The organism is Streptomyces sp. NPDC042336, assembly GCF_055581985.1.
In genome coordinates, this window is the sequence record NZ_JBVJEA010000006.1 from 87801 (window position 1) to 103364 (window position 15564).

The window sequence follows — 15564 nt, forward strand, 5'->3', positions numbered from 1 at the left end:
TCCGGCGGCCGCCAGTGAGCCGAAGGTGATCAGCAGCACCACCGGTGGCGTACGCCGTGGGACCCGTCCTCGCTGACCGTCGACGGGTCGAGGGGATCGGAGACCGCGGCGACCTGCGGTCCGTCGGCCACCTCGGCGACCAGGGTGTCGATCGCCGCCCGGTACTCGGTCGCCGTGACCTTCCGTCCGTCCGGTGCGACGAGCACGATCCGGGCGCTCGCGGAGAGGTCTCCGCATCTGATCTGGGGAACCTCTCCAGCTTCACCGGGCGGTCCGCCCCGCCCCGCCCCGTCGTCGTCGGCGGCGACCGTTGTATGTACTCGGTTTCGAGTACCGGGGCCCGCGGCCGGGCGCGCCTCCTCCCCCGTGGGACGCAGGTCCACCACGGTGGCCGCGAAGGCCAGCGGGCCGGGCAGGAGGGGGATCAGTACCGGGATCGACCAGGCGAGCAGCGCGGCCAGAACGACCGCGCCGGCCAGCAGGAAGGTGCCGCGGAGATCTACGAGGGAGCGCAGGAGACCCTCGCGCGGGGACAGCGCGTGCGGTGCCGGCAGCGCGGTCGTGCGCAGGGCCACTGTCGCGATGCCGAGGGTGAGCAGCGCCAGCGCGGGTGCCACGAGGTCCGCGCCGGGCAGGGCGGCGCGGGTCAGCGCGGAGTCCACCAGCAGGACGCCGGCGAGGAGCGGTACGGCCAGCCCGCCGGCGAGTGAGCCGCGGGTCAGCCGGGCGCGCAGGTGCCCGGCGTACGTGCCGGTGTCGACGGGCACCGCGTCCTCGGCGGCCCGGCGCAGGGTGGCCGAGGCGGCGGCGAACGCGGCCGGTGCGGTGACGACGGGCAGGCAGGCCACGGCGGTGAGCAGGCCCACCAGCAGCATGTCGGCGAAGAGGGTGAAGCCGGCCGAGAAGACCTCTCGGGGCTCCCTGCGGCCGTTCGGCGGGAGTGCGGGCGTCTGGGTCATGGGGGTCAGCCCTTCAGTCCGGAAGTGGCCATGCCCTGCACCAGGTAGCGCTGGAACACGAAGAAGAACAGCACGATCGGCAGTACGGAGAGCACCGACATGGCGAACATGGGGCCGTAGGCGGAGGTGCTGGACTGGTCGACGAAGCTGCGCAGGGCCAGGGTGATGGTGAACTTCTCCGGCGCGAACAGGTAGATCATCTGCGTGAAGAAGTCGTTCCAGGTCCAGATGAACGTGAAGATCGCCGTGGTGATCAGCGACGGCCGGCTCAGCGGCAGCGTGAGCGACCAGTACGTGCGGAAGGCGCCGCAGCCGTCGATGCGGGCCGACTCCTCCAGCTCGCGGGGAAGTCCGCGCATGAACTGGACGATGAGGAAGACGAAGAACGCCTCGGTGGCCAGGAACTTCGGCAGGATCAGCGGCCAGTAGGTGTCCACCATGCCGAGCCGGTTGAAGATGATGTACTGCGGGATCAGCACGACGTGGTGCGGCAGCATGAGGGTGGCGACCATGAAGGCGAACATCGCCTTGCGCATCCGGAAGCGCAGCCGGGCGAAGGCGTAGGCGGCCAGGGAGCAGGAGAGCACGTTGCCGACGACGGCGCCGCCCGCGATCAGCAGGGAGTTCCACAGCAGCCGGCTCACCGGGACACCGGAGACCCCGTCCAGGGCGGTCGTGTAGTTCGACCACTCCAGGTGGCTGGGCCACAGGTCCAGGCTGGTCACCACCTCGTCGGCCGGTTTGAGGGAGGTGGCGAGCAGCCAGGCCAGGGGGTACAGCAGGACGAGCAGTCCCGCGAGGGCGAGCGTGTGCGGCAGCCATCGCCTGGTGGTGGGGTTCATCGTCCCTCCTCGTCCGCGTAGAAGACCCAGGACCTGGAGGTCCGGAACAGGATCAGGGTGATGACGGCGACGGCGATCAGCAGCAGCCATGCCATGGCCGCCGCGTAGCCCATGTGGGAGGCGGTGAAGCCGCGTTCGTAGAGGTAGAGCGTGTAGAACATCGTCGAGTCGGCCGGGCCGCCGCTGCCGCCGCTGACCGCGAAGGCCGGGGTGAACACCTGGAAGGACTGGATCATCTCCAGGACCAGGTTGAAGAAGACGACCGGGGACAGCATCGGCACGGTGACCGAGACGAACTGCCGCAGGCGGCCCGCGCCGTCCAGCGCCGCCGCCTCGTACAGCTCGGGCGAGATCTGCTGGAGTCCGGCGAGGAAGATCACCATGGGCGCGCCGAACTGCCACACCGTCAGCAGGACGATGACGAACACCGCCAGGTCCGGGTCGCCCACCCAGCCGCCCGTGTCGATGCCGACCGCGCCCAGGACGTGGGCGACGGAGCCGCCGTCGTTGAACAGCGCCCGCCACACCAGCGCGATCGTCATGCTCGCCCCGAGCAGCGAGGGCGCGTAGAAGGCGGAGCGGTAGAAGGCGCGCCCGCGGCCGAGGCTCTTGAGGAGCAGGGCCGCCCCGAGTGCGAGGGCCAGTTTGAGCGGCACGGCGACGACGACGTACAGCAGGGTGGTGCCGACCGAGCGCCAGAAGCGGGGGTCCTCGGTGAGCATCTCCGTGTAGTTGCGCAGGCCCACCCAGTGCGGTGGGTCGAAGAGGTTGTAGTCCGTGAAGGACAGGTACAGCGACACGGCCATGGGCACCAGCGTCAGCACGGCCGCGCCCAGCATCCACGGCGTGAGGAACACGTAGGCGGGCCACTGCTGTTCGCGGCGCCCGCGCCGGCGTCCGGCCGGCGGCCGTGGTGGCGCCGTGCGGTCGGCGCGCGCGGGCGCCCTGGTCGATATCGTGCTCATGACCGCAGCTCCCGGTTGGCCTCGTCGATGAGTTCGCGCGCCGCCTCGCGCGGGGAGGTCAGTTCGTACATGACCCGCTGGTAGGCGCGTTTGAAGGCGGTCTGGATGGCGACGTCGCCCCGGGGCGGCGCGGTGGGCGGGGCGTCCAGTCCGTACTTCTCCATCTTCTGCGCGTAGTCGTAGATCTCCCGCTCTGCTCCTTCGAGGGTCTTGGCCACGCGCGCGGCGATCTTGCGGTTCGGGGGCGTCGACCGGGTGAAGCCGAGGATGTCGCCGGCCCGCTCGTCGTTGAGGAGGAAGTCGACGAGCGCGGTCGCCTCCTCGGGGTGATCGGTGTGCGCCCCGACGCCGAGGAGCATGGAGGGCTTGAAGTACGCGCCCTGGCGACCGTCGGTGGTGGGGACCGGGGCGAAGTGGACGTGGTCGCCGAGCAGCGCGGTGTATCCGGGGAACGGCGCGTCCCAGGTGAAGTCGGCGGCGGCGAGACCGCGGCCCATGGGCGACGTCTCGGTGGTGTCGGCCTGCGCGGTGTCCGGGGCCTCGGCGACGCTGCCTTCCTCGCGCAGCCTGTCGCAGAAGGTCCAGAACTCGGTGAGGTCGTCCTCGGTGAAGCCGAGCTTCGTCTGGCTCGCGTACAGTTTCCCGCCGCGGCCGCGCAGCCAGTCCTCGAAGACGTCCTCGTTGACACCGTTGTCGTTGGCGCCCACCACGGTGCGTCCGTCGGGGGCCTCCAGACCCAGGGCGGCGATCTTCCGGTTGGCGTCGGCCCATTGCTCCCAGGTCCAGTCGGGCCGGGGGGCGGGGATGCCGGCCTGTGCGTAGATCCTGGAGTCGTAGGCGTAGCCGGTGATGCCGCGGCCCATGGGCACGGCGTACTGCTGACCCTCGTAGGTGCCCGTGCGCAGGAACTCCTCGTCCATCTCGGAGGTGCGGATCGTGCCGCCCTCGACGGCGTCGTCGAGCGGCAGGAGCGCGCCGCCGCCCGAGTACTGGGAGATCTGGCGGTAGTCGAGCTGCGCCACGTCGGGGATGCCGCCGCCGGCCGCCTGGGTGGCCAGTTTCTGCATGTAGGAACCGAAGTCGGCGTTCGAGGTGCGGACGGTGATGCCGGGGTGTTCCCGCTCGAAGAGTTCCACGGCCTTCTTGGTGCGTTCGGCGCGGTCGTCGTTGCCCCACCAGGAGAAGGTGAGGGTGACTCCTTCGGACGACGCCTCGCCGGAGGAGGAGCACGCGCTGAGCGATGCCGTCAGCGCGGTGCTGAGGGCGACGGCGGCCGTGGCCAGGACGGCCCGGCGGTTGGGGAGTCGGCGCCGACCGCTTCGGGGTTCGGGCATGGGGGCCTTCCCGGGGTGCGGGGATGGGTGGGGGGAGGTGCGCGGCTCGGTCGGAGCGCGCTGTTCCGGACACGGGAGAGTGCGGGTGGGCGAGCCGGTGGGGGCGGGCTCAGATGCCCGGGTAGACGGCCAGCCTGCCGCACATTCCGAAGCGTCCGCGGGCCGCGGGCCCCGTCGCCGACACCCGGGCGGCGGTGAGGTGTCCGTCGTCCTTGCCGCGCAGGGCGTCGAGTTGGGCCCGGGTCGCCTCGGCGGCCGCGTGCGCGCCCTCGCGCCAGCGCCGTTCCCACTCGTCCAGCCGGGGCCGCACCAGCTCGGCGGCGGCCCGCTGGAACGCCGCCAGCGGTTCCGGGTCGCCGCTCTCGGTGGCCTCGCGGAGTTCGAGGAAGCGCCGGGTCGCCAGGTCGCGGCGGGCGCGGGCGGCCTCCGCCTGCTCCGCCTCGGGCCGGTCCGCCGGGATGCGGATCGCGTCGGCGTAGGTGTCGGGGTCGGCGAGGCGGTCCTGGGGCAGGGTGAGGACGGCGTCGCCCGCCTCGGGCAGGCCGCTGTTCTGCATCACGACGGTGATCTCCAGTCCCCCGTCGTTGACGAGGCGGTGGATCGTGCCGGGCGTGAACCAGGCCACCCTGCCCGGCTCCAGGGGCGTCTGCTCGAAGCCGGAGGTGGTCAGGGTCTGCACCGCGCCCCGGCCCGCCGTGACGACGTAGCCCTCGCTGCACGTCAGGTGCAGGTGCGGGGTGCCGCCGCCGGGCAGCCCTTCCACGGTCGGCCAGTCGTACACCGTCAGGCGGGACACGCCGACCGCCGCCGGGAAGCCGTCGTACGCCGGGCTCACCACGCGAGTCCCGCCAGGTGCGCGGCGATCCGCGCGCGGTCCCAGGCGCCGTCGGCGACGACGACGCGGTAGGTCCGGGAGAGGGTTTCGCCGGGCGGCAGGACCAGTTCCTCGTGGAAGGCCCAGGACGGGGCGACCGCGGCGAAGGGGTCGCTGCGCACGAACCAGTGCGCCGGGTGGGTGCCCTTCTGGCCCGAGTGGTCGTTGGAGGGGGCGTGTTCGAAGACGAGCGTGGCGTGGCCGTCCCGTCCGTCGTGCTCCCCGACGTAGGCCAGCCAGGGGGCCTGGGAGCCCATCGGGTCGGTCTCGGAGGACTCGCCCGGACCGGTGGAGCCGACCGGGTCCGCCGAGTTGGCCGGCTCCGCCGTGAAGACCCGGCCGCCGCGGAAGGCGCGTGGCCCGCGCCAGAACAGCCCGGTGTATCCGGCGGCGGGACGTCCGTGGGTGGTGGGGCTGCCGAACCGCAGTGCTTCGGCACGCCGGTTGGTCACCGCCGAGGTCCAGGTGAGCGTCCAGCTGCCGGTGTCGGGATCGACGTCGCGGACCTCGATACGGCGCTCCTCCTCGGCCCACAGCTCACCGTCGTGCGGGTGCCAGGTCAGCCGCTCGGCGATGACGGCGCGGTCCCCCTCGGCGCCGACCTCCTCGAAGGCCACGTGGGCCATCGAGCCGACCCGCTCCGGCAGCGCGAGGTAACCCTCGCCGTGCACATAGGTGTTGCCGCCCCACAGGTTCTGTCCGGACAGGTGGGAGGCGGTCAGCTGGAGCCCCTTGTGCCAGCGGTGGTCGTTGGGCCGGTAGTCCGTGACCAGTCCGCCGGACAGGGTCCTGATCGGGTGGAGGTACGGCTTGGGCGCCTCCCAGTCGGCCTCCGGGCGGTACACGTAGGAGAACAGCTCGGTTCCGGCCGCCTCGTGGGCCACGGTGATGCGGTCTCCGTGGACGTGGGTCAGGGCGAGCGTCATGCGTGGTCCTCTTCCTCGTGGGTGACGGCCGGCGCCCAGCCCCGGGCTCCGCCGTGCAGTTCGGTGTAGTACGGGTCGCCGGGACCGATGTCGCCCGCGCGGACGGTCGTGCCGGTGAACGCGGACTTGTACAGGGCGGTGATGAACTCCATGGTCCGGCGGCCTCCCGCACCGCTGGTCGGGTGGCGGCGGCCGTGCCGGATGTCGTCGACCAGTACGCGCAGTTGGGCCTGGTGCGAGCTGGGTTCGTCGACGCCGAAGTCGCGCCAGGCGGCGGCGGTCTCCTCGGGGACGCCGGGCGCCGGGGTGATGCGCCAGTCCCCGTTGCGGTAGCCGTACAGGTGGGTCAGCTCCACCGTGGCCAGCTCGCAGTCGATGCGGATCCGGCTCACCTCGTCCGGACTCAGCACGCTGTTGACGAGGGTGGCGACGGCTCCGTCGGCGAAGCGGACCAGTGCGGTGGAGACGTCCTCGGTCTCCACGTCGTGCACGAGCCGGGCGGCCATGCCGCGCACCTCGGACCACGGGCCCATCAGGTCCAGCAGCAGGTCTGTCTGGTGGATGCCGTGTCCCATGGCCGGTCCGCCGCCCTCGGTGGCCCAGCGGCCGCGCCAGGGCACCGCGTAGTACGCCTGGTTCCGGTACCACGTGGTCTGGCAATGGGCCACCAGCGGCCGGCCCAGCGCGCCGCCGCGCAGCAGCGCGCGGACGTGACGGGCGCCGGATCCGAAGCGGTGCTGGAAGACGACGGAGGCGTACGGCCCCGCATCGTCGCCCTGCTCGGCCGCCTCGACGGCGTCGTAGTCGGCCAGTGAGGGGCAGGGCGGCTTCTCGCACCACACCCAGGCCCCGGCAGTGAGCGCGGCCACGGCCTGCTCGCGGTGCACGGCGGGCGGGGTGCACAGCACGACGAGATCCGGGCGCGCCTCGGTCAGCACGGCGTCGAGGTCGGTGGACGCCTGCGGGATCCCGAACTCGTCGGCGAAGGCACGCACCGCCGGGCCGTCCACGTCGACCGCGGCGACGACCTCCACCTCGCCCTCGGCGGCCAGTTTCCTCAGAGCGGGCAGGTGACTGGACCGGGCGATGGCTCCCGTGCCGACCACTGCTGTGCGCAGCGGCGCGTTCGGTGCGTGCGAAGACATGCGGACCCTCTCGTGAGCCGGACGGGGGCTGGGCGCTGCGCGACACGCGGTGGTTGGGCGATGCGCGGGCAGGCGGAGGACGTCGGCGCCGCCTCGCAGCAACCGCTTGCTATCGTGGTGTTCCAACGTTGTAACCGGCGTGCGTCCGCAAGGTCAACCCTCTGTCCGCAAAAGAGTCGGCGCCCGGTTCACGGACTGACAGGGGCGGCACGCAGGGGCATGATCTGCGCAGACTTCGGCAAGGGGGCGGGCTGTGGCCGCGGTGAGACTGAAGGACGTGGCGGAGCGCGCGGGGGTGTCGATCAAGACGGTGTCCAACGTTGTACGCGGCGCCCCGCACGTGTCCGACGCCACGCGCTCGCGGGTGATGCGGGCGGTGGACGAGCTCGGCTACCGGCCGAACCCCTCGGCGCGCAGGCTGCGTACGGGGCGCAGTGGCCTCATCGCCCTCGTCGTCCCGGAGCTGGCGACGCCCTACTTCGCCGAACTCGCCCACCATGTGCGCGGCGAGGCCACCCGGCTCGGCCTGACCGTCCTCATCGAGGAGTCACTGGGCGACGCCGCCGAGGAGTTGCGTCTGGCGGGCGGGGTCGGCGCCTCGCTGCTGGACGGGGTGATCCTCTCCCCGCTGCGCGTCACGCCCGACGAACTCGCCTCCGCCACCGACGAGTTCCCGTTGGTCCTGCTCGGCGAGCGCACCTACGGACGCAACGGTGTCGTCGCCGACCACGTGCTGATCGACAACGTGGCGGCGGCCCGTGAGCTCACGGCCCACCTCATCGGCCTGGGACGTACCCGGATCGCCGCGATCGGCGTGGACCGCCAGGGCTCCGCGACCAGCCGCCAGCGTCTGGAGGGATACCAACGCGCCCTGCACGAGGCCGGGTTGCCCTTCGACCCCCGGCTCGCACCCCGGATCGAGGAGTTCGACCGCCGCAACGGACTGCTGGCGATGCGCCGACTCGTCGCACTGCCCGCCGGCGACCGGCCCGACGCCGTCTTCTGCTTCAGCGACCTGCTGGCCGTGGGCGCCCAACGCGCCCTGCACGAGGCGGGGCTGGCCATTCCCGGCGATGTCGCCGTCGCCGGCATCGACGGCTCCGAGGAGGCGCTGTACTGCACGCCCTCCCTGACGACCGTGGTCCCCGACAAGGCCGCCATCGCCTCACTCGCCGTGAAGTGCCTGGCGGCCCGGATCCGGTCCCGGTCACCCCTGCCGTTCGAGGTGCACGTGGCGCCGCACTGGCTGGCGGAGCGGGAGTCCACGTCGGGTGGGCGACGCGCGCTGGACGCCTGAGATCCGACGGGCAACGGCGAGGGCAAGAACGACTGCCCCCACTGGGGGCGACCACGTTCGACCGGCCACTGAAATCCATGATCATCGCTCCTAGGCTCGTCACCATGGACATCCCGAGACGCCTGATCGAACTCCAGCGAGCCGTCGAGGCGGCGGACAACCGCTACCGCGACAACGCCGGTGAGAACGCCACGGTCGCCCTGGCGGTCTGGTCGGACGCCACCGCCGCCCTGGTCCAGGGCATCACCGCCTACGCGGAGGAACAGGGCGTGCCGCGCCGCGAGGTGGAACGGGCCCTGGAGCGAGCGATACGGCCGCCGCTCTCCCTGGACTGAACGGCCGCCCGCCTCGCACCGTCCGCCCGACAGCCGCTCGCCGTCCGGCACACGGGAGCCGCCCGGGTCACTCGTTGTGAGCGCCAGGAGGCCCGTTGGCCAGCCCGACGGACGGGCCGGGCCCAGGGGAGTGAGCTGCCGGGCGGCCGGGCCCGCCGCGATCGGACGATCGACGGTCCGCATCGCCGTGGACACCGCGACCTGCGGCTGTTCGGCGAGCGTGACCAGCTTGGTGGTCGCCTCGGCGAGAGAGCGTGCGGACACCGCGACCAGCAACCGCGAGGCGCTCAGCTCCCGTCTTCGGCCGCGCGCGGGTCGCTGAACCGGTCGGCCCGCGGACCGAGGCCGGACGCGACCGCCCGGGCCCGGGAACCAAGTCGGCCCCGCGGACGCATTGACAGGTTCGGCTAACAGGAATAGCTTTTAGCTAACTTCATTAGCCGCATCTGGGGGTTGCCATGACCGAGTACCTTGCCGTCGACGGTGGAACGATCGCCTACGAGGTGACGGGGACGGGCCCGCTGGTCGTGCTCGCGCACGGCATGGGCGACAGCCGGGACGCCTACCGCGCCATGGTTCCCCAGCTGGTGACGGCCGGTTACCGGGTGGCCGCGGTCGACCTGCGCGGCTGCGGCGAGTCCAGCGTCGACTGGCCGGCCTGGAGCCGCAGTGACATCGCCGGCGACCTGCTCGCCCTGATCCGCCACCTCGGCGGCCCGGCCGTGCTCGTCGGCCACTCGGTCTCCGGCGGCGCGGCCACCATCGCGGCGGCGCGGGAGCCCTCGCTCGTCACCTCGGTGGTCGAACTGGCGCCGTTCACCCGCAAGCAGTCGGTCCGGCTCGGCGACCTGCGGGTGCGGCGGTTCCGGCGCGGCATGGTGCGGCTGCTCGGCGCGGGCCTCTTCGGCAGTCTGCCGCTCTGGCGCTCGTACCTCGACGTCGCCTACCCCGGGGTGAAACCGGCCGACTGGGCCGAGCGGCTGGCCCTCGTCGAGACCCGGCTGCGTGAGCCGGGCCGGATGAAGGCCATGCAGGCCATGGGCCGCAGCGCGCCGACCGACGCCGGCGCCCGGCTCGGCGACGTGCGCTGCCCGGTCCTGGTGGTGATGGGCACGCTCGACCCCGACTGGGCCGACCCGCACGCCGAGGGCTCGGCCGTCGTCGACGCACTGCCGTCCGGCCTCGGCCGCCTGGAGATGATCGAGGGCGCCGGCCACTACCCGCACCACCAGTTCCCCGACCGGGTGGTGGCGCTCCTGCTCGCCTTCCTGCGCTCGGACGCCGCCCGTGCCTAGGGCGGGCCTGGACCGGGTGGCCGTGGTCGGCGCGGGTGCGGCCCTCGCCGACGAGGTGGGCCTCGGCAAACTGACGATGGGACTGCTGGCCGACCGGCTCGGCGTGCGCACCCCGTCCCTGTACAAGCACGTGGCGGGTCAGGACGACCTGATCCGGCGGATCGCGACGCTGGCCCTCGACGAGACCGCCGACGCCGTCGGCAGTGCGGTGCAGGGCCGGGCGGGCAGCGACGCCCTGGCGGCCGCGGCACGCGCCTTCCGCGCCTTCGTCGTGGAGCACCCCGGCCGGTACGCGGCGACGATCGGCCAGGAACCGTCCGGCCCGGACGATCCCCTGGCCGCGGCGGGAGGGCGGCTGCTCGACGCGTTCACCGCCGTCCTGCGCGGCTACGAGATCGACGGCTCGGCCGTGAACCACGCCCTGCGCATGCTGCGCAGTCTCTGCCACGGCTTCGCCACCTTGGAGGCGGCACACGCCTTCCAGTGGAGCACGGACGTCAACGAGAGCTTCGACTGGCTCGTCGCCTTCGCCGACCGGGGCCTGCGCGCCATGTGAGGCCCTCGCTCAGCCGAGCCGGACGTGGTCCGCGGAGCGGCTGGGCACGGCGTCGAGCGCGGCGACGCCCGCCCCGTCCAGGACGAGCCGTCCGACGGCGATGTTCGCCTCCAGGTGGCCGGGGTCCGCCGTGCCGGGGATGAGCAGGACGTTCGCGGCGTGATGGAGCAGCCAGGCGAGCCCCACCTGGGCCGGCGTGGCACCGAGCGCCCGTGCCGCGGTCTGGACGGCGGGCTCGTCGGCGACCTTGGGCATGCCCGGGAAGGCGCCGCCGAGCGGGAAGTAGGGCACCCAGGCGATGCCTTCGGCGGCGCACAGCCGGAGCATGTCCTCGTCCGCGCGGCTGACCAGGCTGTAGGAGTTCTGCACGCAGACGACGCCCGCCGGCAGGGCGCGGCGCAGTCCGTCCAGGGTGACGGCACTGAGCCCGATGGCGCCGATCTTGCCCTCGTCCCGCAGCTCCGTCAGCACCGCGAGCTGGTCGTCGATGTCGACCAGCTGATCGCCCTCCGCACGGAGTCCGGGACCGGTGTCGGCGCGGCGCAGGTTGACGACCGCGAGGCGGTCGGTGCCCAGGCTCCGGAGGTTGTCCTCGATGTCGGCCCGCAGTTCCTCGGGCCGTTGGGCGAGCCGCAGGGGAAGCGGACCGCCGGAGTCGGGAGTCGCGCCGACCTTGGTCACCACCACGGCGTCGTCCGTGGCGCCCAGCGCCTCCCGGAGGACCTCGTTGACGAAGCCGTTGCCGTAGAACTGGGCGGTGTCGAAGTGGTCGACGCCGAGTTCCACCGCGCGGCGCACCAGTGCGACCGCGGCGCCACGGTCGGCGTGCAGACGCTCCAGCTGCATCGCGCCGTACCCGATCCGGGAGACGGTGCGGCCCGCGAGCGTCCCCGCGCCGCCGGGACGGGGAGTGCCCTCGGCCGTGACCGGGAGAGAAGTGCCGTTTGACGTCATGGGAAGTCCGCCCTCATGAGAAGATGGCAAAAACGGAGGAGCCTCCGTCAAGCCGAATGTAGCACTACCGGAGGGTCCTCCGTTTTGAGTCCGGACCAGGAACCGACGCCCGCCGCCGACCAGCCCCGGCAGCCGACGAACGCGGACCGCCCGCTGCGCGCACACGCGCGGCGGAACCGCGAGAACCTCCTCGCCGCCGCACGCGCCGCCTTCACCGCCGCGGACGACACCGTTCCGCTCGAAGGCATCGCCCGCGACGCGGGGGTCGGCATCGGCACCCTCTACCGCCACTTCCCCACCCGGGAGGCACTGGTCGAGGCCGTCTACGCCGCCGAACTGGACGGTGTCACCGACAGCGCCCCGGCCCTGCTGGACGAACTCCCGCCCGAGCAGGCCCTGCGCGCCTGGATGGAGCGCTACGCCACGTTCGTCGCGACGAAACGCGCCATGCTCAACACCCTCCACAGCGGCTGGGCGTCCGGACGCCTGGCGACAGTCGCCACCCGGGAGCGCATCACGGCCGCGATCGGCGTCCTCCTCGCCGAAGGAGCACGGACGGGCTCCCTGCGCGCGGACGTCGAAGCCGACGACGTCACCGCGATGCTCCTCGGCGTGTTCCTCTCGACGGCGGCCGACGACGAGCCGGAGCGGACGGGTCGCCTGCTCGACCTCGTCGTCGACGCCCTGCGCCCGCACGCGCTTTCCTGAGACGGGACGGGGGCCCGGCAAGGGCCGGGGTCACCGGCGGGCGTCGAGACCGCCCCCCGCTCGGGCGACCCGGGCAAGGAGGCCGCTCGCTCCGGTGTCCCGCATCGCAGGCACGGCCACCGTTCCTCCGGGAGCACACCGGGAGGCCGGCCGGACCCGTCCGGCCGGCGTGCCGCTCAACAGGGTGCGGGGCCGCCGTTGGTGGTGGGGAGTCGGCCGCGCCGTCGGCGAGCGCCCCCCGGCACCGGGAGAACACTGTCCGGCGGGACGCCGTGGACAGTCGCCGACCGGCTGTGATGTGATCCCTGCGGCGGCATGTCCTCAGCCGCTCGTACCGCCCGCCGGCCCGCCCCCGCGTCCTCACGACGGCCGGACGGGTCCGTCCCCCCAGGCTCGAAAGTTCCGTACACATGCAGAAGACCAAGGCCGCACTCTGGGAATTCCTCCAAGGGCTCGGCAAGACGTTCATGCTCCCGGTGGCCCTGCTCGCGTTCTGCGGCATCATGCTCGGCATCGGCTCCTCGCTGTCCAGTGACGCGGTCACTGACAACGTTGCCTTCCTGAAGGGCGAGGGCTTCCACCTCGTCTTCACCTGGATGGCCAACACGGGTCTGGTCGCCTTCACGTTCCTGCCCGTGCTCTTCGCGATGGCCATTCCGCTCGGCCTCGCCCGGGAGGACAAGGGCGTCGCCGCGTTCTCCGGCTTCGTCGGCTTCGTCGCCATGAACCTCGCGGTGAACTTCTACCTCACCGCAAAGGGCGTGGACTTCGAGGACGAGAAGGCGATCGAGCACTACGGCATAGCCGACGTGCTGGGTGTGCAGTCCATCGACACGGGACTGCTCGGCGCCGTGGCCGTTGGCATCGTTGTCAGCCTGCTCCACCGGCGCTTCCGCACCCAGCGGATGCCCGACGCGCTGGCCTTCTTCGGCGGGCTGCGCTTCGTCCCGATCGTCTCGGCGCTGGTGCTGAGCGTGCTCGGTCTGCTCATTCCGCTGGTGTGGCCGACCTTCAACGGCTGGATCAACGCGGTGGGCCGGGGCATCGGGCACACCGGGGTCTTCGGGCCGTTCTTCTTCGGCATGGGCGAGGTCCTGCTGCGCCCGATCGGCCTGCACCACATCCTCGTCGCCATGTTCCGCTTCACCGACGTCGGCGGTTCGGGAACGGTGTGCGGCGACCACGTCTCCGGCGCGCTGAACCTGTTCTACGCTCAGCTGGACTGCTCGGCGGCGCCGAACGCGGCCGTCACCGACGCCACGCACTTCCTCTCCCAGGGCAAGATGGCCGCCTACCTGGGCGGCCTGCCCGGCGCCGCGCTCGCGATGTACCACTGCGCGAGGCGCCGGATGCGGCCGGAGATCAAGGCCCTGCTGGTGTCCGGCGTGGTCGCCTGCGTGGTCGGCGGCATCACGGAGCCGCTGGAGTTCCTGTTCCTCTTCGTCGCCCCGTGGCTTTACGTCATCCACGCGGTCCTCGTGGGTCTGGGCTTCCTCACCGCCGCCGTGCTCGGCGTCTTCATCGGCAACACCGACGGCAACGTCATCGACTGGCTCGTCTTCGGTGTGCTCCAGGGCTCGACGACCAAGTGGTACCTGGTACCGGTGATCGCGGCGGTCTGGTTCGCCGCGTACTACTTCCTGTTCCGCTGGGCCATCACCCGCTTCGACCTCAAGACGCCCGGCCGGGAGGACCCGCCGGCGGACGGCGAGCGCGGAGAGGCAGATGACCTGGAAGACGGCGAGGAGCACGACGAGGACGGGGGCGGCCGCGCTCCGGAGCGGGCGCGCGAACTGGTCGCGGGGAAGTACGACGCCGCCGCCATGCTCGACGCGATCGGCGGCGCCGGCAACATCCGGTCCCTGGACAACTGCATCACCCGCCTGCGCATGACGGTGGCCGACGCCGAACGGGTCGACGAGGCCCGGCTGAAGAAGCTGGGCGCCGTGGGCGTCATCAAGCTCGACGGGCACAACGTACAGGTCGTCATCGGCCCGCAGGTCCAGTCCGTGAAGGACGCCATCGCGACGATGATCCCGGTGGGCTGACCATGACCCCGCACTCGTCACCGGCCACGTGGACGCCGGAGCCCGCCTCCGCGCCGTACGACTTCGACACGCCGGTGGACCGGCGCGGCACCTGGTGCACGCAGTGGGACTACGTGCAGGACCGTTTCGGCGTACCGGACCTGCTGCCGTTCACGATCTCCGACATGGACTTCGAGACCGCCCCCGAGGTGCTGGCGGCGCTGCGCGGCCGTCTGGAGCACGGGGTGCTCGGCTACTCGCGCTGGCGCCAGGACGACTTCCTGTCCGCGGTCGTCCACTGGTACGCGTCGCGGCACGGCACGGACGTGGACCCCGGGTCGGTCGTCTACGCGCCCTCCGTCGTCTACCAGGTCTCCCAGCTGCTGCGCCTGTGGTCGCGGCCGGGTGACGGGGTGGTCGCCCACACCCCGATGTACGACGCGTTCCCCAAGACCGTGTCCGCGAACGGGCGGCGGCTGCTGGAGTGCCCCCTGGACGACTGGGCGGAACTGGAGCGGCTGCTGGCGCTCCCCGACACGGCCGTACTGCTGCTGTGTTCGCCGCACAATCCGACGGGCAGGGTGTGGTCGGCCGGTGAACTGGACCGGATGGCGCGGCTGTGCGCCCGGCACGGCGTCGCAGTCGTCAGCGACGAGATCCACTCCGACCTGGCGTACGCCCCGCACGTCCACCGCCCGTGGGTGCGGCACGGCGGCGACGGCCGCTGGGCCGTGGTCACTTCGGCGTCCAAGTCCTTCAACATCCCGGCGCTGACCGGCAGTTACGGGATCATCGGCGACCCGGTCTCGCGCGACGCCTACCTGCGGCAGCTCAAGGACGCCGACGGACTCTCCTCCCCCGCGGTGCTGTCGCTGGTCGGTCACATCGCCGCGTACCGCGAGGGGGCGCCCTGGCTGGACGCGCTGCGGACGTATCTCGCGGGCAACCTCGCGATGGTCTCCGACCGTCTCCACGAGGCGTTCCCCCGGCTCGACTGGCGGCCTCCGCAGGCGGGCTACCTGGCGTGGATCGACCTGCGCCCGCTGGGCGTCGACGACGCGGAACTGCAACGCGAGCTGGTGGAGGTGGAGAAGGTGGCGGTCATGCCCGGGGCGGCCTACGGCTCCCCGGGTCGGGTACGGCTCAACGTCGGCTGCCCCCGGTCGAAGGCGGAGGCGGGCGTCGGGGCGCTGGTGCGGGCACTGCGCCGGCTCGGTCCCGCGGAGCGGTCATGAGCGGCGCCGTTCGGAGGGGCGCCGTTCGGAGGGGCGCCGTTCGGAGGGGCGCCGTTCGGAGGGGCGCCGTTCGGAGGGGCGCCGTTCGGAGGGGCGCCGTTCGGAGGGGCGC

Annotated in this window: 15 protein-coding genes and 2 pseudogenes; 8 read left to right on the forward strand and 9 right to left on the reverse strand. The window is 72.4% G+C overall.

The features are described 5' to 3' along the window. Window positions 1–29 precede the first annotated feature (29 nt). From ACZ6IM_RS15220 to ACZ6IM_RS15250, 7 genes are all read right to left on the reverse strand, one after another. The gene (locus ACZ6IM_RS15220) at window positions 30–959 is read right to left on the reverse strand and encodes a hypothetical protein (RefSeq protein ID WP_469556900.1); all 930 of its coding nucleotides are present in this window, start codon (window positions 957–959) and stop codon (window positions 30–32) included. A gap of 5 nt (window positions 960–964) precedes the next feature. Continuing rightward, the gene (locus ACZ6IM_RS15225; protein ID WP_052841096.1) at window positions 965–1801 is read right to left on the reverse strand and encodes a carbohydrate ABC transporter permease; all 837 of its coding nucleotides are present in this window, start codon (window positions 1799–1801) and stop codon (window positions 965–967) included. Beyond that, window positions 1798–2766, reverse strand: coding sequence for a carbohydrate ABC transporter permease (locus ACZ6IM_RS15230; RefSeq protein ID WP_052841097.1), 969 nt, complete (start codon window positions 2764–2766; stop codon window positions 1798–1800). The genes ACZ6IM_RS15225 and ACZ6IM_RS15230 overlap by 4 nt, the downstream gene beginning before the upstream one ends. Then, complete coding sequence (locus ACZ6IM_RS15235; RefSeq protein ID WP_469556902.1) at window positions 2763–4100, reverse strand: ABC transporter substrate-binding protein; 1338 nt, start codon at window positions 4098–4100, stop codon at window positions 2763–2765. Before ACZ6IM_RS15235 ends, ACZ6IM_RS15230 begins: the two co-directional genes overlap by 4 nt. Before the next feature lie 109 nt (window positions 4101–4209). Continuing rightward, window positions 4210–4938: a cupin domain-containing protein gene (locus ACZ6IM_RS15240; protein WP_469556904.1), complete on the reverse strand. Its 729-nt coding sequence runs from the start codon at window positions 4936–4938 to the stop codon at window positions 4210–4212. Continuing rightward, a complete protein-coding gene (locus tag ACZ6IM_RS15245) occupies window positions 4932–5900 on the reverse strand; it encodes a DUF6807 domain-containing protein (protein WP_052841100.1) in 969 nt (322 codons plus the stop codon). The genes ACZ6IM_RS15240 and ACZ6IM_RS15245 overlap by 7 nt, the downstream gene beginning before the upstream one ends. Then, window positions 5897–7045 carry a Gfo/Idh/MocA family protein gene (locus ACZ6IM_RS15250; protein ID WP_469556906.1) on the reverse strand — a complete coding sequence of 383 codons (1149 nt, stop codon included), beginning with the start codon at window positions 7043–7045 and terminating at the stop codon, window positions 5897–5899. Before ACZ6IM_RS15250 ends, ACZ6IM_RS15245 begins: the two co-directional genes overlap by 4 nt. Before the next feature lie 253 nt (window positions 7046–7298). On the opposite strand from ACZ6IM_RS15250, the gene ACZ6IM_RS15255 reads away from it, so the two are divergent. Together ACZ6IM_RS15255 and ACZ6IM_RS15260 are read left to right on the forward strand one after the other, a co-directional pair. Further along, the gene (locus ACZ6IM_RS15255; RefSeq protein ID WP_469556908.1) at window positions 7299–8342 is read left to right on the forward strand and encodes a LacI family DNA-binding transcriptional regulator; all 1044 of its coding nucleotides are present in this window, start codon (window positions 7299–7301) and stop codon (window positions 8340–8342) included. A gap of 104 nt (window positions 8343–8446) precedes the next feature. Next, window positions 8447–8677, forward strand: a complete 231-nt coding sequence (locus ACZ6IM_RS15260; protein WP_052841103.1) for a hypothetical protein — start codon at window positions 8447–8449, stop codon at window positions 8675–8677. 126 nt (window positions 8678–8803) lie between these two features. Here ACZ6IM_RS15260 and ACZ6IM_RS15265 read toward each other — a convergent pair. Beyond that, window positions 8804–8968 (reverse strand): annotated as a pseudogene (locus tag ACZ6IM_RS15265) (MarR family transcriptional regulator); the annotation flags it as partial. A gap of 167 nt (window positions 8969–9135) precedes the next feature. On the opposite strand from ACZ6IM_RS15265, the gene ACZ6IM_RS15270 reads away from it, so the two are divergent. Together ACZ6IM_RS15270 and ACZ6IM_RS15275 are read left to right on the forward strand one after the other, a co-directional pair. Continuing rightward, complete coding sequence (locus ACZ6IM_RS15270; protein WP_052841104.1) at window positions 9136–9972, forward strand: alpha/beta fold hydrolase; 837 nt, start codon at window positions 9136–9138, stop codon at window positions 9970–9972. A gap of 22 nt (window positions 9973–9994) precedes the next feature. Then, complete coding sequence (locus tag ACZ6IM_RS15275; protein ID WP_469557215.1) at window positions 9995–10528, forward strand: TetR/AcrR family transcriptional regulator; 534 nt, start codon at window positions 9995–9997, stop codon at window positions 10526–10528. A 9-nt stretch (window positions 10529–10537) separates the two neighbouring features. Here ACZ6IM_RS15275 and ACZ6IM_RS15280 read toward each other — a convergent pair whose 3' ends face one another. Further along, window positions 10538–11482, reverse strand: coding sequence for an aldo/keto reductase (locus ACZ6IM_RS15280; RefSeq protein WP_052841105.1), 945 nt, complete (start codon window positions 11480–11482; stop codon window positions 10538–10540). A gap of 84 nt (window positions 11483–11566) precedes the next feature. On the opposite strand from ACZ6IM_RS15280, the gene ACZ6IM_RS15285 reads away from it, so the two are divergent. The 4 genes and pseudogenes from ACZ6IM_RS15285 to ACZ6IM_RS15300 form a co-directional block, all read left to right on the forward strand. Beyond that, entirely contained in the window at window positions 11567–12190 is a 624-nt protein-coding gene (locus tag ACZ6IM_RS15285; RefSeq protein ID WP_469556911.1) for a TetR/AcrR family transcriptional regulator, read from the forward strand. Between the two features lie 410 nt (window positions 12191–12600). Further along, on the forward strand, window positions 12601–14238 hold the full coding sequence (gene malX, locus ACZ6IM_RS15290) for a maltose/glucose-specific PTS transporter subunit IIBC (protein WP_469556913.1): 1638 nt from the start codon (window positions 12601–12603) through the stop codon (window positions 14236–14238). 2 nt (window positions 14239–14240) lie between these two features. After that, window positions 14241–15452, forward strand: coding sequence for a MalY/PatB family protein (locus ACZ6IM_RS15295; protein WP_469556915.1), 1212 nt, complete (start codon window positions 14241–14243; stop codon window positions 15450–15452). A gap of 21 nt (window positions 15453–15473) precedes the next feature. Then, window positions 15474–15564 (forward strand): annotated as a pseudogene (locus ACZ6IM_RS15300) (hypothetical protein); the annotation flags it as partial.